Genomic DNA, 23,814 nt, shown 5'->3' with positions numbered 1-23,814 from the left:
CATGCGTATGCCGGCTTTTTCTATGGAGTTGGGGGATAAAGCTTTTGCAAAAAGGCGATCGACTGGACGATCAGTTCTTTTAAAACACTGACGTCGATATCCTCTGTTTTATTGATGTATACACAGGATTTTCCGCTTGTGTGCTTTCCAAACTTTTCGAGTAATTTGCTTCGTTCGTCGTCGCCCGTTGCGAAGTAAAGCGCCGTTTTTGCTTTGCGCGGCGAAAAACCAACGAGCGGTGCATCGCCTTCATGCCCTGTAGCGTAAACGTAGTGATAGGAACCGAAGCCGACAATGCTCGGCCCCCACATTTTAGCCGGATACCCGCTTGTTTCTTCGAAAATCTCTAGCAATCGATAAGCGTCTTGCCGTTTTTTCGGATTTTCCACCGCTTCGATAAATTCGATGACACTGTCATCCGTTTCTTTTGTCTTCGGTTCGTACATCGTCTTCCCCTCATTTCTGAAAGAATTTATAAAAGGTGCATGGCAGCTTCCGCTTCATCCCATGGCACCTTATAGCCATGGCCTTTGGCACAAAAAATCGACGTAGAAGTATAAGCGGGATCGGCTTCTTTATCGTACTGAATCTGTTGGATGATTTCTTCTTCATTGTGGCAGAAATCATAGCCGCCGAACAGCAGATTTAAACTTCCTTTGCCGTGGGTGAACGAAGCGAATTCCGTACTGTAATTCATGAAAGTGGCTACAGGGACGGTGCCTTCGATGAAAACTTTGCCGTCCGCCGTGTGCGGTGCGTCAAACTTTCCGTGAGCTTGCTGGATATCGGACAGCACTTTGCCCATAAAATCAATGCTCGTACTTATTTTAAACCGGTACATCGGTTCCAAAAGCCGATTTTGGGCTTTTTCAAGCCCTTGGCGCAGGGCTCGGTAAGCGGCTTCACGAAAATCTCCGCCGGAAGTATGCTCTTTATGTCCGCGGCCAGTCAACAACGTAATATGGACATCCGTCAATGGCGATCCTGTCAATAAACCATGATGATCCCGTTCGCTTAAATGGTGAAGAACCAGGTTCTGATTGCCTGTGGATAACTCATCCGCATGGCAAAGGTTTGAAAGGGTGACGCCGCTGCCGCGTTCCGCAGCTTCGATTTTCAGATGGACTTCCGCATAGTGGCGCAAAGGTTCAAAATGGCCGTAACCGGTAACGCTGTCTGTGATCGTCTCTTTGTAGAGAATTTCGGGATTCCCAAACGTGACCGTGAAACCGAAACGGTCTTTGACGATTTGCTCGAGCACTTCCAACTGGATCACGCCCATCACGTGGATATGGAGTTCCTGAAAATGCTCATCCCAGTTGATATGAAGCGAAGGGTCCTCGGCATCGAGAAATTGAAACGCCTTCAACACTTCTTTTACGGAAAGAGAATCTTCAAAAAGCACTTTCGATTTCAATGCCGGAATCGTATCAGTGGAAGGGGAGTGGATCAATGTTCCCACCCCTTCGCCAATCGCAGTTTCGCTTAAACCGGTTGCAGCAATCAGTTCGCCGGCATGCGCCAGCTCAGCCGGTTGGAATTTAGCGCCGCTGTAAACCCGGAGCTGCGTCGCTTTTTCTCTTTTTCTCGAACCAGGTTCTCCGTATTCGATTTCATCGCGGACACGCAGCGTTCCGCTCAGGATTTTAAAGAAAGTCACGCGGGTGCCATTGGCTTCGTGCCGAATTTTATAGGCTTTGGCAGAAAATGGTTGTTCTTCGTCATAGGAGGTTTCCGTCAAGGCATCCAGCTTCTCGAAAAATGTTAGGACACCGATGTCTTTTAGCGCAGAGCCGCTGCCGCTAAGGAAAATCCGGCGGTCACGGATCATGGAGATTAAAGTTTGCCGCCATAACTGCGCATCGTAGCCCCATTCCATATAATGCTCCAACAGACCCTCGTCCCGTTCTGCAATAAATTCAATAAATTCCTCGGAAAGCTCTTCATTGCTAAATTCCTTCGTCATATCAAAAACGTCAGGCGTCAACTCATGTTTCATTTCTTGTAAGACCGCTTCCGGATCTGCTCCTTCCCGGTCGGTTTTATTGAGAAAAAAGAAGACCGGCACGTTATATTTGTCCAGCAGCTGCCATACAGTTTCCGTATGGCCTTCGATGCCGTCAGCCGCATTCACGAGCACGATGGCATAATCCATCACTTGGATGGCCCGTTCCATCTCCGGAGAAAAATCGACGTGGCCTGGCGTATCGATTAAATAGTAAGTCGAATCGCCATGCTGAAATCGGGCTTGGTCAGCAAAAATAGTAATTCCCCGGTTTTTTTCGATTTCATGGCTATCGAGAAACGTGTCCTGATGATCGACGCGCCCGCGCTGCCGAATGCTGTGTGTATGAAAAAGCAGCTGTTCGGAAAAGGTGGTTTTTCCTGAATCCACATGCGCTAAAATTCCAATTGTTTTGTACATCATGCACCTCTTTATGTTCAACTTCTTAAAACAAGTGTAGCAGAAAGGGCAGAAAATAAAAAAACCGAAGGAAGCGGTTAGGCTTTCCTTCGGGAATGCAATGCAGTCTGATAGCAATTGATGGCGAAAACAATGGCACCGGCGCAAGAAGTTCGGTAGTTTTCGGATTTTAATAACTCCAGTTCGATCCGGTTTGTCATAAAGCCGCATTCAATTAAGACGGCCGGCATTGACGTGTCGCGGAGAACGGCAAAATCAGCTCCTTTCACACCGCGATCCGGGCGCCCGGTTGCAAGAACCAAAGCGTTTTGGAGGGAGGCGGCTAATGTTTTGGCAGCTGCGGAAGGCTTCGTATACGTAAAGCATTCAATTCCGCAGCTCGAATTAAAAGCAGAACCGAATGCATTAGCATGGATAGAGATGAACAATTCCGCTTTTAGCCGGTTAGCCAGGTGCGTCCTTTCGTGCAGCGGGACATCGGCCTCTTTTTGGTGGCTGAAAATGACCGAATGGCCATCTAACACCAGCCGTTTTTTGACCGCCTCCGCGACAGCGGAATTAAAGTGAAATTCCCGAAGCCTGCCGTCAGGAGAGCGCTTGCCTGGCGTTTCCGGGCCATGCCCTGCATCAATGATTATTTTCATATTTTCTCCTCCTTTTCCACTTATATAGAAGAGAGCGGACAGAAAGGAGACATCAAAAACTTCAATTTCATTGTTTCCATGTTAAAATAGGAGCAAACCGCTTGAAAGAAGAAAGAACTTTGAAAAAGTTCTTTCGTTCTGAGTGTAAAAGGAATGAGGGTAAAGATGGGACAAGTTACAACAAAACAAGTAATGGAAACATTTGATTTGAAATTGATCAGCGGCGAAGAAGGGTTGGGCCGCCATATTCCGATCAGCGATATCTCGCGTCCAGGCCTGGAGATGGCCGGATACTTCACGCATTATCCGGCAAACCGGATGCAATTGCTCGGCAAAACAGAATTGTCGTTTTTTGCTTTATTGGAAGCGGATGAACGCCGTACCCGCATGATGAAACTCTGCACCGAAGAAACTCCGGCAATCATCGTTTCCCACGGCATGGATGTGCCAGTGGAATTGGTGGATGCCTCAAGCAAAACGCACGTACCGGTGCTCAGCACGCAAATGCCGACTACGCGTTTTTCCAGTTTGTTGACGAATTACTTGGAAAGCCAACTGGCGCCGACAACAGCGGTTCATGGTGTGCTAGTCGATATTTATGGCGTGGGGGTGTTGATTACGGGCAAAAGCGGCGTCGGGAAAAGTGAGACTGCGCTCGAATTGGTCAAAAAAGGCCATCGCTTAGTGGCAGATGACTGCGTAGAAATCCATCAGGAAGGCGAAAATACGCTGGTTGGCCATCCGCCGAAGTTGATTGAGCATTTGCTTGAAATCCGCGGCGTCGGCATCATCGACATCATGACGCTTTTCGGTGCAAGCGCCGTCCGGATGTTCAAACGGATTTCATTGGTCATTGATTTGGAGATTTGGGACCAGGAAAAAACTTACGACCGATTAGGGTTGGAAGAAGAAAAGATGCGAATCATCGATACAGATTTGACGAAATTAACGATTCCTGTCCGGCCCGGGCGGAACTTATCCGTCATCATCGAAGTGGCCGCTATGAATTACCGGTTGAAGCGCATGGGCGTCAATGCAGCGGAAGAATTTTCAAAACGTCTGGACGAAGTGATTGCCCAAGATGCAAATTAAGTGGACAGGAAGGTGCAAGTCATGTATTCGATTTTAGCTGTAATTGATCCGGTCGCGTTTTCACTCGGCCCGATCGATGTCCGGTGGTACGGCGTCATCATTGCTACGGGCATCATCATTGCGTTTTTAGTAGGCCAGCGGGAAATGGTCAAACGGGGGCTGCATCCGGACTTTTTGACGGATCTCCTCATTTGGGCAGTGCCGCTTGCCATTGTGGGGGCGCGGATTTACTACGTTGCATTCCAGTGGGAGCATTACAAAGACCATCCCGCTGAAATCATCGCCATTTGGAATGGCGGAATTGCAATTCACGGCGCGTTGATTGCGTCGGTCATTGTCGCCTATATTTTCACGAAACGCCGCAATACGCCGTTTTTGAAAGTGGCGGACATTTTAGCGCCAAGCATCCTCATCGGCCAGGCTGTCGGCCGGTGGGGGAATTTCATCAACCAGGAAGCGCACGGCGGAGAAGTTTCACGAAATTTCCTGGAGAATTTGTTTTTGCCCGACTGGATTATTAACCAAATGTACATAGACGGATCGTATTACCATCCAACGTTTCTTTATGAATCGCTGTGGAGCCTTGTCGGCATCATCCTGTTATTGCTGCTGCGCCGGGTGAATCTGGTCCGCGGCGAAATGTTCTTCTTCTATGCAATCTGGTATTCAGTTGGCCGTTTCTTCATAGAAGGAATGCGGACGGACAGCCTGTATGTGATCGGGGAGCTTCGTGCGGCGCAAGTCGTGTCGATTGTTGCGATTTTGATCAGTGCTGTGTTCATCATTTACCGGAGAGTGAGCTTGAAAAATCCTCCCCGTTATTTGGATAAATAATAGAGAAAGAAGCGATGGAATGTCTACTTTGAAAAACGGATTAAAAGCAGGCCTTAAAACGACATGGACACTCGGGAAAGTGATTTTCCCGATTACCTTAATCGTGACCATGCTCCAGTTCACGCCTGTTTTGCCTTTTATAATTGATTTAGTATCTCCGCTCATGGGATTGTTTGGGCTCAGCGGAGATGCCGCCATCCCGCTGGTTCTCGGGAATGCCTTGAACCTTTATGCCGGCATTGCCGGAATCCTTTCCTTGGATTTGACCGTGAAGGAAGTCTTCATTCTCGCGGTCATGCTGTCGTTTTCGCATAATATTTTTATTGAAACCGGGGTCGCCTTGAAAGTTGGCGTTAAACTATGGGTCGTGTTAGTGGTCCGTTTCGGATTAGCTGCGCTTTCAGGAATTATCATCAACCTGGTGTGGAAAGGCGGCGGCGAAATTGCCCAGTACGGATTTGCACCGGAAGCGGCAGCCGATCCTGAAAGCTGGATGGGCATTTTCCTGTTAGGCCTTGAAAAAGCGACATTCGGTGTTTTGCAATTAGCGATGATTGTCATCCCGCTTATGCTCATGATCCAAATATTGAAAGACAAAGGGTATTTGCAGCGCATTTCGGATGGCATGGGGCCATTGACACGCCTTCTGGGAATTAAAAAAAATGCTTCTTTAACTTTGGCATCCGGCTTGATTTTCGGCTTGGCGATGGGAGCAGGCGTCATGATCCAAGCCGTCCAGGAGGACGGGGTCAGCAAAAAAGATGCAACGTTGGCGTTTATCTTCCTCGTTGCCTGCCACGCCATCGTCGAAGATACGCTGATCTTTATTCCGCTTGGTATCCCGATTTGGCCGCTGTTCTTGATCCGGCTCGCCACAGCCCTTGTTTTGACGATTTTCGTATCGTACGTCTGGCGGAAATCGGAAGCTAACCGGAAGGAAGTGTATTCGACATGACGAAAGAAATCAATGCACTGCTGTTCGACTTTGACGGCACGCTGCTCGATACTAACGAATTGATCATCCAAACCTTTATGGCGGTTCTTGCAGAGCATTTCCCAGGGCGCTATGAAAGGGAAGACATCCTGCATTTTATCGGTCCGTCGCTCGAGCAGACATTCGAATCGATCGATGCGGAGCGGGCTGTCGAATTGATCGCACAATACCGCGCAACCAATAAACAAATGCATGATGAACTGGTGACTGAATATGATGGAGTTGCTGAAACGTTGCGCTTGCTGAAAGCGCGCGGCGTGAAGATGGCGATTGTGTCAACGAAAAGAAGTGCGAACATTCGGCACGGCTTGAAGCTGATGGGGATTGAAGAAGTGTTTGAGCATGTCATCAGTTTGGATGAAGTGAAAAATCCAAAGCCGGATCCGGAGCCCATTTTATTGGCATTGGAGAAGCTGGGCGCTTCAAAAGAAGAAGCGTTGATGATCGGCGACAATTACCACGACATCGAAGGCGGCAAAAATGCCGGCGTCCGGACGGCGGGAGTTGCTTGGTCGATTAAAGGAGAAGCTTTTTTAGCAAGCTACGAACCGGATTATATGCTGCAGCACATTAGCGATTTGCTGGAATTGACGAAAGAAGCGGTCCAATGAGAAAGACGGAGCGCCATTTCGTCACTGGCCCTAACTCACTTTGGCATGTCTACAAGACGGTTCCGTTCTGGAAAGTCGCAAAGAACTTTGTGGTTATTCAAATAGCGCGCTATACTCCGTTTTTGCCCATGAAAAATTGGCTTTACAAAACGTTTCTCGGCATGAAAATCGGCGAGCATTCTTCCTTCGCTTTAATGGTGATGCTCGATGTCATGTTTCCGGAGAAAATCAAAGTCGGCAAAAATTCGGTCATTGGCTACAACACCACGATTCTTGCCCATGAATATTTAATCGAAGAATACCGGCTCGGGGAAGTGGTGATTGGCGACCGGGTCATGATCGGTGCAAACAGCACCATTTTGCCCGGCATTGCCATTGGAGACGGCGCCATCGTTTCTGCTGCCACATTGGTCCATAAAGACGTTCCAGCCGGCGCTTTTGTCGGCGGCAATCCGATGAAGGTCATTTATACAGCTGAACAAATGGCAGAACGCCAATTAGAAAGCGCTGCTGAACAAGCAGCAATAGAAAGCCTGTGAAGAAAAACAACCCTTTTCTTCACGGGCTTTTTTTCTAATTCCTTGACGGTTGATAGAAAGATAAGTTAAAATTAAAAATACTTCACCACTCTAACTAACTAAAGTAAAATAACCAAATTTAGGAAGTGAATCCAATGACGATCCAAATGTTCGAAAAACCGCTCGGCATGCGGGATGATTTCCCTTTTATCGCAAAAAAGAAAACGGAATTGCGTTCAAAAGGCACATCCATTATGGAAAAAGCAGGCTATGATCTGTTGCAGACGCCGACGCTTGAATATTACGAAACGATCGGGAAAATCAGCGCAATCGCTGACAATGCCCTCTTTAAATTATTGGACAGCCAAGGCGAAACCTTAGTACTGCGTCCAGACATGACTTCGCCGATTGCACGCGTTGCGGCATCCAAATTATTAAAAGAAAAAATGCCGGTACGCTTGGCTTATTACTCCAATGTTTTCCGGGCGCAAAAGCGTGAAGGGGGACGCCCTGCGGAATTTGAACAGATGGGCGTTGAATTGATTGGGGATGATTCTCTTTATGCGGATGCGGAAGTGATCATTCTCGCTTCTTCCATCCTGAAAGAGCTGCAAGTGGAATCGGTTCGGGTGGTCATCGGCCATACCCAATTGCTTCAGTTGATCTTAAAGGATTTCGGCTTATCGGAGGAACAGATCGATTTGGTCCGGGAAGCGTTAGTTTCCAAGAACAGTGTCGGATTTGAACAATTGGCTTTAACCTTGCCAATAAAAGAAGAATCATTAGAAAGCTTTAACCGGCTGATCACAACTTCTGAGCTGGAAGAATGGAAGCAATGGATCGACCCTTTAAATACAGAACAAAACAGCTTATATGAAGAAATGCTGAAATTGCATACCATTATGGAACGCAATGGCCTGACGGATTCAGTTACATTCGACCTGTCGTTTATTAGCCATATGACGTATTACACAGGGCTGGTTTTCGAGTTCTACGGAGCAGGAAGCGGATTTCCGCTCGGCAATGGCGGACGCTACGATGGATTGATGAAGCAATTCGATCTTCAAGTCGGCGCAACCGGATTTGGTTTGCGGGTTGACCGCCTGCTGGAAGCAATGGCGCCAAACCGCGAAAAAGAATCGCAGACGCTTGTTTTGTTCACAGAAGAAACGGAGCAGGAAGCGCATGGATTGGCGCAAAAACTTCGTTCGGAAGGGCAGCGGACGACGCTTCAGTACGCTCCGGCTGTGCAGGCTTTAGATGAATTTACGGCATTGTTCAGCGATGTCAGACGATTGGACGGTGGGAAGAATGGATGAATTGACGATTGCGATGCCAAAAGGGCGCATTTTTGAAGAAGCTTATGAGTTATTGGTGAAAGCAGGCTATGACTTGCCGAAAGAACTGGACGATTCCCGCAAGCTGATTGTCGAAGCGCCGAACGAGCGTTTTCGATTTATCCTGGCAAAACCGATGGATGTACCGGTTTATGTAGAACACGGAGTTGCCGATGTCGGGATTGCCGGCAAAGATGTGATGCTCGAACATGACCGTTCGGTCCATGAATTATTGGACCTTGGCATCAGCAGCTGCTACATCGCGACAGCCGGTTTGCCGAATACGACCATGAACGAAGTGACGCCGCGCATCGCGACGAAATATCCGGAAGTCGCTTCCCGCTTTTATCGCAGCAAAGGCGAACAAGTGGAAATTATCGAATTGAACGGTTCGATTGAACTGGCGCCGATGATTGGCCTTGCGGACCGCATTGTCGACATCGTTTCGACAGGAAAGACGTTGAAAGAAAACGGCTTAGTGGAATATGAAAAAATTGTCGATATCACGTCCCGATTAATCGCGAATCCAGTTAGCTACCGATTAAAACAGCAGCGCATCTCGGAAATGGTTGAAAAGCTGAGAAAGCAGGCGCTAAAATGAAACAAACGAAATTAGCAGCAGGCATTTCGCTCAGAAGAACCGTAGCGGAAGGAAACGCCGCCCAATTGGCGGCCGTCAAAGAAATCATCCAACAGGTCCGTGCAAGCGGAGACCAGGCCTTGCATGAGTATACAGCGAAATGGGACGGGGTTGAACTCGACAGCCTTCGTGTCAACCAAACAGAAATCGATGAGGCCGTTGCCCGTTTTGACCCGCAATTGCTGGAAGATTTGAAGGAAGCGGCAGCAAATATCCGAAGCTACCATGAAAGCCAAAAGCAGGAAGGCTATAAAAACGAGAAAGCGGACGGATCTTATGTTGCGCAGCGGGTGACGGCGATTGGGTCGGCCGGACTTTACGTTCCGGGCGGCACAGCCGCCTATCCGTCATCTGTATTGATGAACGTCATCCCGGCTCAAGTGGCAGGCGTGCGGCGCATCGTCATTACATCGCCTCCTGGAAAAGATGGGGCATTGTCAGACGGCGTTTTAGCAGCTGCCCATATCTTAGGGGTTGTGGAAGTCTATAAAGTCGGCGGGGCACAGGCGATTGCTGCACTTGCGTATGGCACGGAAACGATCCAAGCTGTGGATAAAATTACGGGGCCGGGCAATGTGTTTGTGGCGCTTGCTAAACGCGAAGTGTACGGTGACGTCGCGATTGACATGATTGCAGGACCGAGTGAAATTGCGGTCATTGCAGACGACACCGCTTTTGCCGATGAAGTGGCAGCGGATTTATTGTCTCAAGCCGAACATGACCCGATGGCGAGTGCGATTCTGCTCACGACCAGCGAACAACTGGCTGACGCAGTTTCAAAAGAAATCGACCGGCAGCTTGAAACTTTGCCGCGGCAATCCATTGCGGCGCAAGCGATCCAGGAGCACGGCATGATTTATATCGGCGAAATGATGGGTGAACTGATCCGGGCAGCCAATGAGCTGGCGCCTGAACACCTTGAAATTATTGCAGCCGATGCAGAAGCAGCGGCTGAAAAAATCGAGAATGCCGGCGCCATTTTTATTGGGCGCTATTCATCGGAGCCGGTCGGCGATTATTTTGCCGGCACGAACCACGTGCTGCCGACAAACAGCACGGCCCGGTTCTCAAGCGCATTATCGGTCTATGATTTTATCAAACGGACGAGCGTCGTTTATTATAGTGAACAGGCATGGCATAACAACGAAGCGAAGATTGCGAGGCTTGCGCGTCTAGAAGGGCTGGAAGGCCACGCACGGGCAGTGGAATCGCGTTCATGGGAAAAGGGGAACTGATGATGAGAAAAGCGGAATTGAAACGAGATACGAATGAAACGAAAGTGGCGGTTGCCTTTTCACTGGATGGCGAAGGAAAGGCCGATATCGAAACCGGCGTCCCGTTTATGGACCATATGCTGGATCTGTTCATCAAGCACGGGTTATTTGACGGCGAGATTAAAGCGGACGGCGATACGCATATTGACGATCACCACACAACGGAAGATATCGGCATTGTGCTCGGCCAGGCAGTGAAAGAAGCCCTGGGTGATAAAAAAGGGATTCGCCGCTACGGCAACGCATTTGTGCCGATGGACGATGCACTTGCCCAAGTGGTCATCGACTGTTCCAACCGCCCTCACCTTGAACTGAGAGGCGAAATTCCAAATGCCAAAGTCGGCACATTCGATACGGAATTGGTGCAGGAATTTCTGTGGAAATTCGCGCTTGAATCCCGCATGAACGTCCACGTCATCATCCATTACGGCAAAAACACACACCATATCATCGAAGCGGTTTTCAAAGCACTCGCGCGTGCACTGGATGAAGCGACAAGCATCGATCCGCGTGTGAAAGGCGTGCCTTCGACAAAGGGGTTGTTGACATGATCATCGGCATTATCGATTACGGCATGGGCAATCTCTTCAGTGTGGAACAAGCGCTGAAGAAATTGGATTGCACGGTAATTCTTTCAGACGATCCCGAGATTCTGAAGGAAGCGGAAGGGATTTTGCTTCCGGGCGTCGGGGCTTTTCCGGACGCGATGGAATTGTTGAATGAAAAAGGCTTGTCTTCGTTTATCCGGTCGTTGCCGGAACGGAAAATTCCGCTTCTCGGAATTTGCCTCGGCATGCAATTATTATATGAAGACAGTTCAGAAGTAAAACCGGCAAATGGCCTTGGCTTACTGAAAGGCCAGATTCGCCGCTTCGAAAAAGGCACGCACCGCATCCCGCATATGGGATGGAACCGTTTGGAGTTTTCGCGGATGCCTTACTGGCTTGATGACCTGCAAGTCGACACACACGTCTATTTTGTCCATTCGTTCTTAGCGGTCAATACCGACGAACAGGAAGTATTTGGAACTGCTAGCTACGGGGAAGTGCAGGTGCCGGGAGTGGTCGGCTCCGGGTTGATCACCGGCATGCAGTTCCACCCGGAAAAATCAGGTGATTTCGGCCATTATTTATTGGAGCAATGGATTGCAAATGTCAGGAGGAATCTCGATGAGCAAGTTTCAGATCTACCCCGCCATTGATTTGCGCGGCGGCAAATGCGTACGCCTTTACCAAGGGGATTACGACCAGGAAACGGTATACGGCGATTCGCCGGTGGACATGGCGAAGCAATTCGCAGCATCAGGAGCGGAATGGATCCATATGGTGGATTTGGACGGTGCCAAAGACGGCGTCCGCATCAACGACCAAGTCGTGATCGAAGCGGCGAAATTGCCGGTTAAAGTCCAAATCGGCGGCGGCATCCGTACCCGTGAAGACATTAAACATTATTTATCAAACGGCGTGAGCCGGGTCATTATCGGCAGCCTTGCCATCCGCAACCCGGAACTTGCGGTTTCCTTTATAGAAGAATTTGGAGCCGAGAAAATTGTCATCGGCATTGATGCGAAAGACGGCATGGCGGCGACTGAAGGATGGCTTGAAACGTCGAGCCAATCGGCAACGGATGTCGCCAACTTTTTCGCTTCCAAAGGCGCGAAGCATTTCATCTACACGGATATTGCTACAGACGGTACGCTGCAAGGCCCGAATATCGAGGCCAATAAAAAATTGGTGTCAGCTGATCAGGCGGAAGTGATCGTTTCGGGCGGCATCGGGACGCTTGAAGATATCCGCAGCGTTAAACAGGCGGCGGCCGACAGTTCGATTGCCGGCGTCATCATCGGAAAAGCATTGTATGAAAAACGCTTTACGCTCGAGGAGGCGCTGTCATGCTGACGAAACGCATTATTCCGTGCCTCGACGTCAAAGAAGGGCGCGTTGTCAAAGGCGTCAGTTTTGTGTCGCTCCGGGATGCCGGAGATCCGGTGGAGCTTGCCCGTTTTTACGATAAGCAAGGCGCCGATGAATTGGTGTTTCTCGATATTTCCGCATCGCACGAAGGAAAAGAGACGATGGTTGAAGTCGTAAAAACCGTCGCGACCGAATTGTCGATTCCGTTTACAGTCGGCGGCGGCATCCGGACGCTTGAAGACATCAAGAGGATGCTGCGAGCCGGAGCGGATAAAGTGTCGTTGAATACGGCGGCGCTGGACCGGCCGGAATTGATCAAAGAAGGCGCCGACTATTTCGGTTCGCAGTGCATCGTAGTTGCGATCGATGCGAAAAGAAACGGCGACAGCTGGGACGTCTATACGCACGGCGGACGCAATAAAACCGAATGGGACGCTGTCGAATGGGCGAAGCGGAGCGTCGAACTTGGCGCCGGTGAATTGCTTCTTACGAGCATGGACAAGGACGGACAAAAAGACGGATTTGATTTGAGCATGATTCAGGCGGTCCGGGAAGCGGTCGAAGTGCCGGTCATCGCGAGCGGCGGTGCAGGAAACCGCGAGCATTTTGCCGAAGTCTTTGAAGAAGTGGACGCAGATGCGGCACTTGCCGCTTCGATATTCCATTACAAGGAAACGAGCATTGCTGAAGTAAAAGATTATTTAAAAACTAAGGGAGTGAATGTCCGATGAGCAAAATCCAATACGATGAAAACGGGCTGATTCCCGTGATTATTCAAAACGCTGAAACGAAAGAAGTATTGACCTTGGCTTATGCCAATGAAGAAGCGGTCAACAAAACCATCGAACTTGGCGAAACATGGCTGTATTCGAGAAGCCGCAAGGAACTTTGGAACAAAGGGGCGACGAGCGGCAATACGCAGCAAGTGACCGCTGTACGCTTGGATTGCGACGGCGACGCGCTGATCTACGAAGTGATTCCGAACGGGCCTGCCTGCCACACAGGAGAAAACAGCTGCTTCAATGAAACACTTTCCGGAACGCCAAATCCGTCGAAAGCGGACATGTTCAAGGAATTGACCGAATTGATTCGGAACCGGGAACAGGAAATGCCGGAAGGGGCTTATACAACCTACCTCTTTACCGAAGGCGTCGATAAGATCTGCAAAAAAGTCGGAGAAGAGGCAGCGGAAGTCATCATTGCCGCTAAAAACCGGGATCCACAGGAATTATCGATGGAAACGGCCGATTTGTTCTATCACGTACTGGTCTTGCTTCAAGAACAAAAAGTGGATTTGGACCAGGTGATTGCTGTGCTCCAAGAGCGGCATGCAGTAAAAACTTCAAGTAAATAACAGGGAAATATGCTATAATGACAGCATATTTAAGTGAAGGAGCGATGACTATCGTTCCTTTTACTTTTGCGGAGGCATATTTTGGAGAATAAAAAACAGAAAAACCATCAGAATGTCCTGTCGTTCATTCCAACAGGCGAATATTATTACAAAAAAGGCTTAAAAGAGCTGCAGAAAGAGCAGTATCCAAAAGCCCATAAATACTTGCAGCGGGCAACAGAATTAAGCCCTGAATCAGCGGTCATCTGGACGCAATTCGGCATTGTCCTCATGGAGATGCAGGAATTTGAGCAGGCGATGGAAGCGCTGCGGACAGCGCATGAGCTGGATCCGCTGCAAGCTGAAACCCTCTTTTTCCTGGCAGAAGTCCATGCACATCTCGGCATGTTTCTGGAAGCGCGGAATTATGCCAAGAAATATACCGAAAGCGTTCCTCAAGGGCAGTATGTGGCTGAGGCGCTCGAAATCATCGATTTTGCGGAACAGGAAGACTGGCAGCTGTTTGATGATGAAGGGGAAGCGCAGGACAGCGAAGATTTCTATCAACAGGAAAAAGCGCGGCGCCTCATGGAGCAAGGCGATTTTGCGAAGGCCATCACACTCCTTGAAAATCTGATTGAGGAAAAACCCGATTTCTGGGGAGCCCACAATAATCTGGCTTTGGCCTATTTCTATATCGGGGAAACGGAGATGGCAAAAGCGCTATTGCATGATGTGTTAAGACGCAATACGGGCAATCTCCATGCGCTGTGCAATCTGGCCGTATTTCATTATTACGAAAAGAACGAGGAACTTGAAGATGTCTTGGCGCTTTTGAAAAAGATCCAGCCTTATGTTTTTGAGCACCGCTATAAATTAGGAGCTACATTTGCGCTTGTCGGCAAATACAAAGAAGCTTATCGCTGGCTCAGAAGCCTTCAAAAACGCGGCTTTGATGGAGACCCGGCTTTTTATTTCTGGCTGTCGCATGCAGCCTACCATTCGGGCCATGAAGAGGTCGCAAGACAGGCCTGGAAGCAACTAACGAAAATGGATCCCGGCAAAGACGGCTATGAACCGTGGTACGAACATGAGAAAATGCCCCATGAAGATGCATTGGAGCATAACCGCGACTATTTGATCGACAAGCTTGACCACGAGCATCGCAGTGAACGGCTATTCGGCCTGTTCTTACTCGGAAAATCATCCCATAAACAAGAAATCATTTCGCATCCGAAATGGCTGAAGGCAGAACAGCCGACGGTCCTTGAAACGTATTTGCTCGGATATGCACTGGGCCATTCCTTTAATGACTCGATCCAGGAAGAAAAAGCATTTTTGCGGGCGATGGAAGCGACGGAGATTCTGTACGCTGAAGAAAACATGGTCACAGAGAAAGGCTCCTATGCATTCCAAATGTGGTTCATGTTAGTGGAAAAAGCCTTTGATCGCGGGTATGAATTTAAAAACCCCCGGGCGCTTGCGGCGGCAGTGGATTATATGGTCAAATCCTCGCGAGACCATGCCATTACAAAAAAAGGAATTGCCGCGCATTTCGGAGTATCCGCGGCGACTTTAACAAAATACGTCAATCAATTGATCCAATATTTGCCGATTTTTGAGTCCTAGGCAAAAACCTTGCCGGAAAAGAAAATATCTTATACGATTTACTTATTGAGACCGAGGAGGGCCTATTATGACTGAAACAACAAACATTTACGACGTGATTATTATCGGAGCCGGACCAGCAGGCATGACCGCTGCTGTGTACACTTCAAGAGCCAACCTTTCAACGTTGATGCTTGAACGTGGTATTCCAGGCGGACAAATGGCCAACACCGAAGAAATCGAAAACTATCCAGGCTTTGACCATATCTTAGGGCCGGATCTTTCCAACAAAATGTTCGAACATGCGAAAAAATTTGGCGCAGAATATGCGTATGGCGATGTAAAAGAAATCATCGACGGCGAAGAATACAAAACGATCAAAGCGGGCTCGAAAGAATACAAAGCGCGTGCAATCATCATTACAACCGGAGCCGAATACAAAAAAATGGGCATCCCGGGCGAAAACGAATTGGGCGGACGCGGAGTCAGCTATTGTGCGGTTTGTGACGGGGCGTTCTTTAAACAGAAAAACCTGGTCGTAGTGGGTGGAGGAGACTCTGCAGTAGAAGAAGGCGTCTACTTGACGCGCTTTGCTGACAAAGTGACGATTGTCCACCGCCGGGATGAACTAAGAGCTCAAAAGATCCTTCAGGACCGCGCATTTGCCAATGACAAAATTGATTTTATCTGGAGCCATACGGTGAAAGAAATCAACGATGAAAATGGTAAAGTCGGCAGCGTGACGCTGGTGTCAACAAAAGACGGAGAAGAGCAGGAATTTAAAGCAGACGGCGTATTCATTTATATCGGTATGCTTCCATTGACTAAGCCATTCGCTGAATTAGGCATTTTAAATGACGAAGGCTATGTCGTAACGAACGAAAAAATGGAGACTTCTGTGCCAGGAATCTACGCTGCAGGGGACGTACGCGAGAAAATGCTTCGCCAAGTGGTGACAGCTACAGGCGACGGAAGCATCGCTGCCCAGGCTGCTCAGCATTATATTGAAGAATTGCTTGAAAAAACAGGGATTAAAGCTTAATTTAACGCGTTCTTAACGCTTTTGTAACACCGTTGACATGAACCGGTGGTATAGTAAAGATAGTAAATTGACCCCCTTTTTATAAAGTAATTTGACAGGCCGTTTTCCGGAAATTCCGGGAGGCGGCCTCTTTTTGTGTTTGTCATCCATCTGCCGAGGTTTAACAGGACGCTTCTGCTTTTCTTTCTGTCTAGCTCCAGCACCCAGCCTCTCGAGGTCGCTTCGGTCTTACGGTAAATGGCAAAGAACGCCATTCACCTTAAGCCCTCCAGCGCTTGTCGAGGCTACCCAGGCGCTTCTGCTTTTCTTTCTTTGCATGACACGCCAGGATAGTTGTATAATGGAGAGAGTTTACAAAAGATACGGAGTGTCGAATGTGCAGAGAATTGCGAATTTATTAGTAGTCCGTGATGGACAAGTACTGTTATTAAGAAAACCTCGGCGCAATTGGTATGTCGCTCCGGGCGGAAAAATGGAATCAGGCGAGTCGATTTATGAAGCGGGGATCCGGGAATTCACGGAAGAAACCGGAGCAAAACCGATCGGCACCCATTTAAAAGGCATTTATACAATGATGATTTATGAAAACGGTCAAGTTGTCGATGAATGGATGCTTTATACATTTATCGCGAGAGATTTAGAAGGCCAATTATTTGAAGAGACGAGAGAAGGATTGCTGGAATGGCATCCGGTCGAGAGTTTGGCGTTTTTACCAATGGCAGAAGGAGACCGCAGCAATTTGCTGTTTGCGGTAAACCAGCCAGGTATGCAATACGGGACTTTCCATTACACAGCGGATTTTGAATTGATCAAGGAAAGTTTACAAACATCGGTCGAAGAGGAGAATCCCCAAAATGGATAAACATGTAGAAGAGACAGAGTTAATCATTATTACCGGCATGTCTGGAGCCGGAAAAACGGTCGCTATCCAAAGCTTTGAGGATCTTGGGTTTTTCACCATTGACAATTTGCCGCCGGCATTATTGCTGACGTTCATCCAGTTGATGAGAGATTCCGGAAAATCGATGAAGCGAGTCGCGGCCGTGATGGATCTTCGGGGAGGCGACTTTTTCGATAGCCTGGTCGATGCAATCGACAACATTTCGAAAGAGACGAAAGTTTCAACGACCTTGCTGTTTTTGGATGCTGACAACCAGACGCTTGTCAGCCGCTACAAAGAGTCAAGACGCTCACATCCGTTATCTCCGGGCGGCTTAGTGCTCGGCGGGATCAAAAAAGAGCGCGACATGCTGATGGACCTTCAAGGAAGAGCGAAATACATCTACAATACTTCTACTATGACCCCACGGCAATTGAAAGAGAAAATTGTCAGCGATTTTGCATCAACTTCAAGCAATGTTTTTACCGTGAACGTGATGTCATTTGGATTCAAGCACGGCATGCCGATTGATGCCGACTTGGTCTTCGATATCCGTTTTCTGCCAAACCCCTATTATATAGAAGAGCTAAAACCGATGTCGGGTCTCGATGCACCGGTCTCGGATTATGTGCTCCAATGGACCGAAACGCAGACCCTGATCGAAAAGCTGACCGATCTGTTTGAATTTATGATTCCCCAGTACAAAAACGAAGGCAAAGCACAGCTGGTGATCGCTTTTGGCTGTACGGGCGGACAGCACCGCTCCGTGACTTTTGCCGAATATTACGGAAAACTGCTGGCAGAAGGCAATAAAACCATTATTACGCATCGCGATGTCAAAACAAGAAAGGGCTGAGTACATGACAGGTGCTTTACGCCGTAAGCGTGTTGTCATTATAGGTGGGGGCACGGGGCTTTCCACTTTGTTAAGAGGATTAAAGAAATTTCCGCTTGATTTAACGGCTATCGTCACGGTAGCCGATGACGGAGGAAGCTCAGGACGCTTGCGCAACGATTTGGACATTCCGCCGCCAGGCGATATCCGGAATGTCATGGCGGCTTTGTCGGATGCAGAGCCGCTCGTTGCTGAAATGTTTCAGTACCGTTTTAAACAATCGCTTGATTTGGACGGGCATTCATTAGGGAATTTGATGCTCGCAGCTTTAACTGAAATCACAGGAGATTTCTCGCACGCAGTGCGGGAAATGAGCCGGGTGCTGAATGTCAATGGGACGGTATTGCCCGCTGCCAACCAGTTGGTCACGCTTCATGCCGAATTCGAAGATGGCACCATTGTGAGCGGCGAATCCAAAATTCCTGCTTATCTGCAGCCCATTAAACGGGTTTTTTTAGAGCCGAATGACGTAAAAACCTTGCCGGACACCATTGCCGCGATCAATAGAGCCGATGTGATTGTTGTCGGGCCGGGTTCTCTCTATACCAGCATTTTGCCGAATTTATTGGTAAAAGATATTAAAAAAGCCTTAATGGCATCACAAGCGAAAAAGATCTACATTTGCAATTTGATGACGCAAGCAGGCGAAACCTACCACTATACAGCTTCCGACCATGTCCAAGCTTTGTATGACCATGTAGGAGAAGACTTTTTAGATGCTATCCTCGTCGGGAAAATTCAATTTCCGCCGTCGGTAGTGGAACGCTATAAGAAAGAACGGGCTTGGCCAGTAGAATATGACGAAGAACATCTGCGGAACATGGGACTTGAAGTCTACAAAGAAGAAATCACGAATATCTTTGGAGAGGCCGTGCGCCATGAACCGATGAAAGTTGCAGAATGGTTATTTGGATATGCCGGTGGCCTTGCTAAAGAAGATTCAAAGCATCTTTACTTCTAATGCTTTGAAGAGGGGGGACTAGGTTTGTCTTTTGCATCGGAAACAAAAAAAGAACTGACTCAAATAGAAGTCGATGATTGCTGTGGAAAGGCGGAATTATCCGCATTGATCCGGATGAATGGCACATTGTCTTTCTCGAATCGGCAATTGAGCCTGGATATCCAGACGGAAAATGCGGCGATTGCACGCCGAATCTATACATTGCTGAAAAGATTTTACAAAGTCTATTCGGTCGAATTGCTCGTCCGCAAAAAAATGCGGTTGAAAAAGAACAATGTCTACATTTGCCGCCTACGCGAAGGCGCGAAAATGATTCTGGAAGATTTAGCGATCATTTCGGAAGGCTTCCAGTTCCATCACGATATCGACAAAAAATTGATTGAGAAAAATTGCTGCAAACGTTCATATTTAAGAGGCGCTTTCCTAGCAGGAGGATCGGTCAACAATCCCGAAACTTCTTCTTACCATTTGGAAATCTACTCGTCTTATAAAGACCATGCGGATTCTTTGGTGGAACTCATGAACGAATTCCAACTGAACAGCAAAACCATTGAACGGAAAAAAGGCTTCATCACTTATTTGAAAGAAGCGGAAAAGATTGCAGATTTTCTCAGCCTGACGGGCGCGCATTCAGCGCTGCTGAAATTCGAAGACGTCCGGATCATCCGCGATATGCGAAACAGCGTCAATCGCCTGGTCAACTGCGAAACCGCCAATCTGAATAAAACCATCGATGCGGCTTTGCGGCAAGTGGAAAATATCCGGTTTATCGACAATGTGATCGGCATCGACCAGCTGCCTGAGCGGCTCCGGGAAATTGCGCGCTTGCGCGTTGAATACCAGGATGTTACCTTGAAGGAACTGGGGGAAATGGTGTCGACGGGAAACGTCAGCAAGTCTGGCGTCAACCACCGTTTGCGCAAAATCGATGAAATTGCTGAATCGCTGAGAAAAGGAGAAATGATCGGCCGGTAGCCCCGTCCGTTCTTTCATATATTTTTAAAGAGTCTAGTCAGTTTTAGAGGAGGATCAGCATGGTTGAAAAACAAGTGGAAGTTCAATTGAAATCCGGTTTGCAGGCACGGCAAGCGGCTTTGTTTGTTCAGGAAGCAAACCGCTACAGTTCAGATGTGTATCTTGAAAAAGATGATAAAAAAGTAAATGCGAAAAGCATCATGGGCATCATGAGTTTAGCAATCAGCAAAGGCACGACCGTAAAAATTTCGGCTGATGGCAACGATGAGCAAAATGCCGTGGATTCACTGGCCGGACTCGTTGAACAAGAAGGATAATAAAAAAAGCTTGCAGCCATTTCGGCTGCAAGCTTTTTTCGTGTCAAACTTATTTTTCTTCCAACATTTTGTTGCGCGTGATGATTTGGTCAACCAGACCGTATTCAAGCGCACGTTCCGCAGTCATGAAGTTGTCGCGGTCAGTATCTTTTGAAATCACTTCAAGCGGCTGTCCAGTACGCTCCGCTAAAATTTCGTTCAATTTTTCGCGAAGGTGCAAGATGCGTTTTGCAGCGATTTCAATTTCAGTTGCTTGGCCTTGAGCACCGCCAAGTGGCTGGTGAATCATGACTTCAGCATTCGGCAATGCATAGCGTTTGCCTTTTGTTCCAGCTGCAAGCAAGAAAGCGCCCATTGAAGCCGCCATCCCGATGCAAACCGTTTGGACATCCGGTTTGATGAATTGCATAACATCGTAGATCGCCATACCAGCTGTGATGCTTCCGCCCGGGCTGTTGATGTAGATGGAAATATCTTTTTCTGGATCTTCCGCTTCAAGGAACAGCAGCTGAGCGACGATTGAGTTTGCCACGTTATCATCGATTCCGCTTCCCAACATAATGACGCGGTCTTTCAAAAGGCGAGAGTAAATGTCATATGCACGTTCGCCTCTGCTTGTTTGTTCAATTACTGTAGGAATTAAGTTCATAAGATAGTTCCTCCTCATAATAGATAGTTTCTAGCCATGCTGAAAAATTCATTTCAGCTGTATTAATATCATACACATCATGGTCAATGAAGGTCAAATCTAACGAATTGCAAAAATCAACTTGAAATGTTTTTTTGTTATGGTTATAATAGAAAAGTCGTTAAGGACCATTTGCCCTCGTAGTGTAATGGATCACACGCAAGATTCCGGTTCTTGAAATGGGGGTTCGATTCCCTCCGAGGGTATCCGTAGCCGCTCGCTCCACTTTATTCAGTGGAACGGGTGGCTTTTTCTTTTGGCTGAAGAGAGAGCTAGCGGGCAAATCTAAGGATTTCCGCGTCAGACAAGTTGCTTAATTATATTATGGGTGAATAGTATAATAGCGTCACTGGCAAATAAAAATGAAAGAGGGAAAGCAATGCTTACTTTATATACCCGTTCAAATTGCGAACTATGCGAAGAAGCGAAATTGATGTTGGAGCTGGTCAAAGAAGATTTTCCGCTGGAGTATCAGGAAGTCGATATTGAAAGCGATGAACAGCTGCACGAAAAATATATGCTGATGATACCGGTTATTGAAAGAGAAGGAGAAATTCTCATCTACGGAAGGATCGGCTACGTTGAACTGCTCGAAGCGTTAGAATTTTAACGCTTCTTTTTATTTGCATTTTGGAAAGCCGTTCGGTAGAATGTAACTAGTGGGACAGAAAAATATTGAGTGGGACAAAAAACGTCCAACTTGAAATGGAGTGAATCAATGGATCCATTAACGGAAGCGAAAAAAAAGCTCATGCCGGAAATGACCGACCTCCTAACAAAACGTTATCAAATTCTTCAGACGATCCAGATGGAAGAGCCGATTGGCAGGCGTACGCTGAGTGAACTTGCTGGAATGACCGAACGCGACATCCGGAAAGAAACGGATCTTCTGCGAGGCCAGCAATTGATTGAAGCGAAAACTGCCGGGATGGCGATATCGCCGCAAGGAATAGAAGTGCTGGAGGCATTAAAAGAATTCATGCGTGAAATGTCCGGCTTATCCAATATGGAAAAGCAGCTGAAAGCCATTTTAGGGATTTCGCAAGTGCTGATCTTGCCTCAGGACAGCGACGATATTCCAGCAGTAAAAACGAAAATCGGTAAAGAGGCCGCAAGGTTATTAGAAATGAAGTTCCCACTTCATAAAAAAATCGCCGTGACTGGCGGCAGTACGATGGCTGCTATCTCAAAAGAGATTTCTTCTGACAAACGGGACCGGTCGCTGCAATTTATTGCAGCGCGAGGCGGACTCGGGGAAGATGTGCTTCATCAGGCAAACACCATTGCATCACTTTTTGCAGAGAAGACAGGCGGAGCGGTCAAAACACTTTACTTGCCAGACCACCTCAGCGCAGAAGCCTACGAAATGATGATGCGTGAACCGGTCATCAAAGAAATGATGGATTTGTATGATGAGACGGACGTCGTCGTGCATGGAATCGGCAACGCCGAGGAAATTGCGCTTCACCGGAAATCATCGCCGGAAGAAGTCGAGATGATCCGCAAAGGCGGCGCGGTCAGCGAAGCATTCGGCTATTACTTCGACAATGAAGGAAATGTTGTTTATCGCATCCGAACTGCGGGAATCCAAATGGAACAGGTCCAAAAAGCGAAAGCCATTTTGGCTGTAGCGGGAGGACGATCAAAAGCGAAAGCGATTCTTTCTTATTTCAACATTGCACCGAGACAGACCGTGCTCGTTACGGATGAAGGTGCAGCAAGAAAAATAATTGAGTTAACTACAAAACAGGAGGAATTTTAAATGACTTTAAAATTAGCGATTAACGGATTTGGACGTATTGGACGTATTGTATTCCGCCAAGCATTGGCAAACGAAGAAGTGGAAGTTGTCGCAGTAAACGATTTAACAGATGCTAAAATGTTGGCACACTTGCTTAAATACGATTCAATCCACGGCACATTGGATGCAGAAATTTCATCTGAAGGCAATGACTTGATCGTAAACGGCAAGAAAATCCACGTTTACTCTGAAAAAGATCCTGCAAACTTGCCATGGGCAGAAAACAACATCGATATCGTTATCGAATCTACTGGATTCTTTACAAATGCTGACGATGCGAAAAAACACATCCAAGCAGGCGCTAAAAAAGTTATCGTTTCAGCTCCAGGCAAAAACATGAAGACACTAGTAATGGGTGTTAACCATGAAAGCTACAACCCACAAGAAGACGACGTGATTTCAAACGCTTCTTGTACAACAAACGGCCTTGCTGGAATTTCTAAAATCTTGAACGACAAATTCGGCATCAAAAAAGCGATGATGACAACGATCCACTCGTACACAAACGACCAAATCCTGTTGGATTCACCGCATAAAGACTACCGCCGTGCACGTTCTGCAGCAGAATCAATGATTCCGACAACTACAGGCGCTGCAGTTGCCGTAACAAAAGTATTGCCAGAACTTGAAGGCAAACTTGACGGAATGGCAATCCGCGTTCCTACACCAAACGTTTCATTGATCGACTTAGTTGCTGAGTTGAACACAGACGTAACAGTAGAAGACGTAAACAATGCGTTGAAAGAAGCAATCGACAAAGACGAAAATGCTTTCTTGAGCTACAGCGAACTTCCGCTTGTTTCACGCGACTACAACGGAGTGACAGCTTCATCTACTGTTGACCTATTATCTACAATGGAACTTGGCGGCAACATGGTAAAAGTTCTTGCATGGTATGACAACGAATCAGGCTATTCTGCACGATGCATCGACATCGCGTTGCACATGTACAAAACAGGGCTGTAATCCCAAAATCATAGCTTAATTTCCGATGAACCTCTATAATGAAAGAGGGTAAAAGGGGTGGGGATT

27 protein-coding genes and 1 tRNA gene are annotated in these 23,814 nt (G+C 47.7%); 24 read left to right on the top strand and 4 right to left on the bottom strand.

Annotated elements, in window-relative coordinates:
* Window positions 1-20: 20 nt before the first annotated feature.
* The 3 genes from BN1080_RS11760 to BN1080_RS11750 form a co-directional block, all read right to left on the bottom strand.
* Window positions 21-446, bottom strand: a complete 426-nt coding sequence (locus BN1080_RS11760; RefSeq protein ID WP_052652256.1) for a DUF1801 domain-containing protein — start codon at window positions 444-446, stop codon at window positions 21-23.
* A gap of 26 nt (window positions 447-472) precedes the next feature.
* On the bottom strand, window positions 473-2,425 hold the full coding sequence (locus BN1080_RS11755) for a GTP-binding protein (RefSeq protein ID WP_052652255.1): 1,953 nt from the start codon (window positions 2,423-2,425) through the stop codon (window positions 473-475).
* Window positions 2,426-2,502: 77 nt separating this feature from the next.
* Complete coding sequence (locus tag BN1080_RS11750; RefSeq protein WP_052652254.1) at window positions 2,503-3,069, bottom strand: N-acetylmuramoyl-L-alanine amidase; 567 nt, start codon at window positions 3,067-3,069, stop codon at window positions 2,503-2,505.
* A gap of 165 nt (window positions 3,070-3,234) precedes the next feature.
* On the opposite strand from BN1080_RS11750, the gene hprK reads away from it, so the two are divergent.
* From hprK to BN1080_RS11645, 20 genes are all read left to right on the top strand, one after another.
* The gene (gene hprK, locus BN1080_RS11745; protein WP_052652253.1) at window positions 3,235-4,161 is read left to right on the top strand and encodes an HPr(Ser) kinase/phosphatase; all 927 of its coding nucleotides are present in this window, start codon (window positions 3,235-3,237) and stop codon (window positions 4,159-4,161) included.
* Between the two features lie 21 nt (window positions 4,162-4,182).
* On the top strand, window positions 4,183-4,995 hold the full coding sequence (lgt, locus tag BN1080_RS11740) for a prolipoprotein diacylglyceryl transferase (RefSeq protein WP_052652252.1): 813 nt from the start codon (window positions 4,183-4,185) through the stop codon (window positions 4,993-4,995).
* 19 nt (window positions 4,996-5,014) lie between these two features.
* Window positions 5,015-5,950, top strand: a complete 936-nt coding sequence (locus BN1080_RS11735; protein ID WP_052652251.1) for a nucleoside recognition domain-containing protein — start codon at window positions 5,015-5,017, stop codon at window positions 5,948-5,950.
* Window positions 5,947-6,600, top strand: coding sequence for a pyrophosphatase PpaX (ppaX, locus tag BN1080_RS11730; RefSeq protein ID WP_052652250.1), 654 nt, complete (start codon window positions 5,947-5,949; stop codon window positions 6,598-6,600). Before BN1080_RS11735 ends, ppaX begins: the two co-directional genes overlap by 4 nt.
* The gene (locus BN1080_RS11725; protein ID WP_052652249.1) at window positions 6,597-7,139 is read left to right on the top strand and encodes an acyltransferase; all 543 of its coding nucleotides are present in this window, start codon (window positions 6,597-6,599) and stop codon (window positions 7,137-7,139) included. The genes ppaX and BN1080_RS11725 overlap by 4 nt, the downstream gene beginning before the upstream one ends.
* A gap of 134 nt (window positions 7,140-7,273) precedes the next feature.
* Complete coding sequence (hisZ, locus tag BN1080_RS11720) at window positions 7,274-8,437, top strand: ATP phosphoribosyltransferase regulatory subunit (RefSeq protein ID WP_052652248.1); 1,164 nt, start codon at window positions 7,274-7,276, stop codon at window positions 8,435-8,437.
* Window positions 8,430-9,056 carry an ATP phosphoribosyltransferase gene (gene hisG / locus BN1080_RS11715; protein ID WP_052652247.1) on the top strand — a complete coding sequence of 209 codons (627 nt, stop codon included), beginning with the start codon at window positions 8,430-8,432 and terminating at the stop codon, window positions 9,054-9,056. Before hisZ ends, hisG begins: the two co-directional genes overlap by 8 nt.
* Entirely contained in the window at window positions 9,053-10,330 is a 1,278-nt protein-coding gene (gene hisD, locus BN1080_RS11710; protein ID WP_052652246.1) for a histidinol dehydrogenase, read from the top strand. Before hisG ends, hisD begins: the two co-directional genes overlap by 4 nt.
* A gap of 2 nt (window positions 10,331-10,332) precedes the next feature.
* Complete coding sequence (gene hisB, locus BN1080_RS11705) at window positions 10,333-10,920, top strand: imidazoleglycerol-phosphate dehydratase HisB (RefSeq protein WP_407674782.1); 588 nt, start codon at window positions 10,333-10,335, stop codon at window positions 10,918-10,920.
* Entirely contained in the window at window positions 10,917-11,570 is a 654-nt protein-coding gene (hisH, locus tag BN1080_RS11700) for an imidazole glycerol phosphate synthase subunit HisH (protein WP_052652245.1), read from the top strand. The genes hisB and hisH overlap by 4 nt, the downstream gene beginning before the upstream one ends.
* Window positions 11,539-12,267, top strand: coding sequence for a 1-(5-phosphoribosyl)-5-[(5-phosphoribosylamino)methylideneamino]imidazole-4-carboxamide isomerase (hisA, locus tag BN1080_RS11695; RefSeq protein WP_052652244.1), 729 nt, complete (start codon window positions 11,539-11,541; stop codon window positions 12,265-12,267). Before hisH ends, hisA begins: the two co-directional genes overlap by 32 nt.
* Window positions 12,261-13,013, top strand: coding sequence for an imidazole glycerol phosphate synthase subunit HisF (hisF, locus tag BN1080_RS11690; protein ID WP_052652243.1), 753 nt, complete (start codon window positions 12,261-12,263; stop codon window positions 13,011-13,013). Before hisA ends, hisF begins: the two co-directional genes overlap by 7 nt.
* Window positions 13,010-13,636: a bifunctional phosphoribosyl-AMP cyclohydrolase/phosphoribosyl-ATP diphosphatase HisIE gene (gene hisIE / locus BN1080_RS11685; protein ID WP_052652242.1), complete on the top strand. Its 627-nt coding sequence runs from the start codon at window positions 13,010-13,012 to the stop codon at window positions 13,634-13,636. Before hisF ends, hisIE begins: the two co-directional genes overlap by 4 nt.
* A gap of 81 nt (window positions 13,637-13,717) precedes the next feature.
* Entirely contained in the window at window positions 13,718-15,244 is a 1,527-nt protein-coding gene (locus tag BN1080_RS11680) for a tetratricopeptide repeat protein (protein ID WP_052652241.1), read from the top strand.
* A gap of 67 nt (window positions 15,245-15,311) precedes the next feature.
* Entirely contained in the window at window positions 15,312-16,265 is a 954-nt protein-coding gene (gene trxB, locus BN1080_RS11675) for a thioredoxin-disulfide reductase (protein ID WP_052652240.1), read from the top strand.
* Between the two features lie 376 nt (window positions 16,266-16,641).
* Window positions 16,642-17,127, top strand: a complete 486-nt coding sequence (locus BN1080_RS11665) for an NUDIX hydrolase (RefSeq protein ID WP_052652238.1) — start codon at window positions 16,642-16,644, stop codon at window positions 17,125-17,127.
* The gene (gene rapZ, locus BN1080_RS11660; RefSeq protein ID WP_052652237.1) at window positions 17,120-18,001 is read left to right on the top strand and encodes an RNase adapter RapZ; all 882 of its coding nucleotides are present in this window, start codon (window positions 17,120-17,122) and stop codon (window positions 17,999-18,001) included. Before BN1080_RS11665 ends, rapZ begins: the two co-directional genes overlap by 8 nt.
* 4 nt (window positions 18,002-18,005) lie before the next feature.
* Window positions 18,006-19,001 carry a gluconeogenesis factor YvcK family protein gene (locus BN1080_RS11655; protein WP_052654578.1) on the top strand — a complete coding sequence of 332 codons (996 nt, stop codon included), beginning with the start codon at window positions 18,006-18,008 and terminating at the stop codon, window positions 18,999-19,001.
* Window positions 19,002-19,025: 24 nt separating this feature from the next.
* Window positions 19,026-19,976 (top strand): DNA-binding protein WhiA, encoded by a 951-nt coding sequence (whiA, locus tag BN1080_RS11650; protein ID WP_052652236.1) that lies wholly within the window; start codon window positions 19,026-19,028, stop codon window positions 19,974-19,976.
* Between the two features lie 59 nt (window positions 19,977-20,035).
* The gene (locus BN1080_RS11645) at window positions 20,036-20,293 is read left to right on the top strand and encodes an HPr family phosphocarrier protein (RefSeq protein WP_052652235.1); all 258 of its coding nucleotides are present in this window, start codon (window positions 20,036-20,038) and stop codon (window positions 20,291-20,293) included.
* 49 nt (window positions 20,294-20,342) lie between these two features.
* Here BN1080_RS11645 and clpP read toward each other — a convergent pair whose 3' ends face one another.
* On the bottom strand, window positions 20,343-20,942 hold the full coding sequence (clpP, locus tag BN1080_RS11640) for an ATP-dependent Clp endopeptidase proteolytic subunit ClpP (protein WP_052652234.1): 600 nt from the start codon (window positions 20,940-20,942) through the stop codon (window positions 20,343-20,345).
* A gap of 173 nt (window positions 20,943-21,115) precedes the next feature.
* Between clpP and BN1080_RS11635 the strand changes: the two genes are divergently transcribed.
* The 4 genes from BN1080_RS11635 (at window position 21,116) to gap (ending at window position 23,748) form a co-directional block, all read left to right on the top strand.
* Window positions 21,116-21,187: transfer RNA gene (locus BN1080_RS11635), tRNA-Arg, on the top strand.
* A 173-nt stretch (window positions 21,188-21,360) separates the two neighbouring features.
* Window positions 21,361-21,591, top strand: coding sequence for a glutaredoxin family protein (locus tag BN1080_RS11630; RefSeq protein ID WP_052652233.1), 231 nt, complete (start codon window positions 21,361-21,363; stop codon window positions 21,589-21,591).
* 108 nt (window positions 21,592-21,699) lie between these two features.
* A complete protein-coding gene (locus BN1080_RS11625; protein ID WP_052652232.1) occupies window positions 21,700-22,743 on the top strand; it encodes a sugar-binding transcriptional regulator in 1,044 nt (347 codons plus the stop codon).
* Complete coding sequence (gene gap / locus BN1080_RS11620; protein ID WP_052652231.1) at window positions 22,744-23,748, top strand: type I glyceraldehyde-3-phosphate dehydrogenase; 1,005 nt, start codon at window positions 22,744-22,746, stop codon at window positions 23,746-23,748. It begins immediately after the preceding gene.
* Window positions 23,749-23,814: the final 66 nt, after the last annotated feature.

It is taken from the genome of Planococcus massiliensis, from assembly GCF_000821325.1.
Classification (GTDB): Bacteria; Bacillota; Bacilli; order Bacillales_A; family Planococcaceae; genus Planococcus; species Planococcus ruber.
The sequence above is the reverse complement of the archived record's forward strand: the minus strand, read 5'-3'. Positions and strand labels throughout refer to the sequence as shown.

Excerpts from the sequence above, each read along its gene's own strand:
- BN1080_RS11760 (WP_052652256.1), bottom strand. The coding sequence starts at position 446 with ATGTACGAACCGAAGACAAAAGAAACGGATGACAGTGTCATCGAATTT.
- BN1080_RS11755 (WP_052652255.1), bottom strand. The coding sequence starts at position 2,425 with ATGTACAAAACAATTGGAATTTTAGCGCATGTGGATTCAGGAAAAACC.
- BN1080_RS11750 (WP_052652254.1), bottom strand. The coding sequence starts at position 3,069 with ATGAAAATAATCATTGATGCAGGGCATGGCCCGGAAACGCCAGGCAAG.
- hprK (WP_052652253.1), top strand. The coding sequence starts at position 3,235 with ATGGGACAAGTTACAACAAAACAAGTAATGGAAACATTTGATTTGAAA.
- lgt (WP_052652252.1), top strand. The coding sequence starts at position 4,183 with ATGTATTCGATTTTAGCTGTAATTGATCCGGTCGCGTTTTCACTCGGC.
- BN1080_RS11735 (WP_052652251.1), top strand. The coding sequence starts at position 5,015 with ATGTCTACTTTGAAAAACGGATTAAAAGCAGGCCTTAAAACGACATGG.
- ppaX (WP_052652250.1), top strand. The coding sequence starts at position 5,947 with ATGACGAAAGAAATCAATGCACTGCTGTTCGACTTTGACGGCACGCTG.
- BN1080_RS11725 (WP_052652249.1), top strand. The coding sequence starts at position 6,597 with ATGAGAAAGACGGAGCGCCATTTCGTCACTGGCCCTAACTCACTTTGG.
- hisZ (WP_052652248.1), top strand. The coding sequence starts at position 7,274 with ATGACGATCCAAATGTTCGAAAAACCGCTCGGCATGCGGGATGATTTC.
- hisG (WP_052652247.1), top strand. The coding sequence starts at position 8,430 with ATGGATGAATTGACGATTGCGATGCCAAAAGGGCGCATTTTTGAAGAA.
- hisD (WP_052652246.1), top strand. The coding sequence starts at position 9,053 with ATGAAACAAACGAAATTAGCAGCAGGCATTTCGCTCAGAAGAACCGTA.
- hisB (WP_407674782.1), top strand. The coding sequence starts at position 10,333 with ATGAGAAAAGCGGAATTGAAACGAGATACGAATGAAACGAAAGTGGCG.
- hisH (WP_052652245.1), top strand. The coding sequence starts at position 10,917 with ATGATCATCGGCATTATCGATTACGGCATGGGCAATCTCTTCAGTGTG.
- hisA (WP_052652244.1), top strand. The coding sequence starts at position 11,539 with ATGAGCAAGTTTCAGATCTACCCCGCCATTGATTTGCGCGGCGGCAAA.
- hisF (WP_052652243.1), top strand. The coding sequence starts at position 12,261 with ATGCTGACGAAACGCATTATTCCGTGCCTCGACGTCAAAGAAGGGCGC.
- hisIE (WP_052652242.1), top strand. The coding sequence starts at position 13,010 with ATGAGCAAAATCCAATACGATGAAAACGGGCTGATTCCCGTGATTATT.
- trxB (WP_052652240.1), top strand. The coding sequence starts at position 15,312 with ATGACTGAAACAACAAACATTTACGACGTGATTATTATCGGAGCCGGA.
- rapZ (WP_052652237.1), top strand. The coding sequence starts at position 17,120 with ATGGATAAACATGTAGAAGAGACAGAGTTAATCATTATTACCGGCATG.
- BN1080_RS11655 (WP_052654578.1), top strand. The coding sequence starts at position 18,006 with ATGACAGGTGCTTTACGCCGTAAGCGTGTTGTCATTATAGGTGGGGGC.
- BN1080_RS11645 (WP_052652235.1), top strand. The coding sequence starts at position 20,036 with ATGGTTGAAAAACAAGTGGAAGTTCAATTGAAATCCGGTTTGCAGGCA.
- clpP (WP_052652234.1), bottom strand. The coding sequence starts at position 20,942 with ATGAACTTAATTCCTACAGTAATTGAACAAACAAGCAGAGGCGAACGT.
- BN1080_RS11630 (WP_052652233.1), top strand. The coding sequence starts at position 21,361 with ATGCTTACTTTATATACCCGTTCAAATTGCGAACTATGCGAAGAAGCG.
- BN1080_RS11625 (WP_052652232.1), top strand. The coding sequence starts at position 21,700 with ATGGATCCATTAACGGAAGCGAAAAAAAAGCTCATGCCGGAAATGACC.
- gap (WP_052652231.1), top strand. The coding sequence starts at position 22,744 with ATGACTTTAAAATTAGCGATTAACGGATTTGGACGTATTGGACGTATT.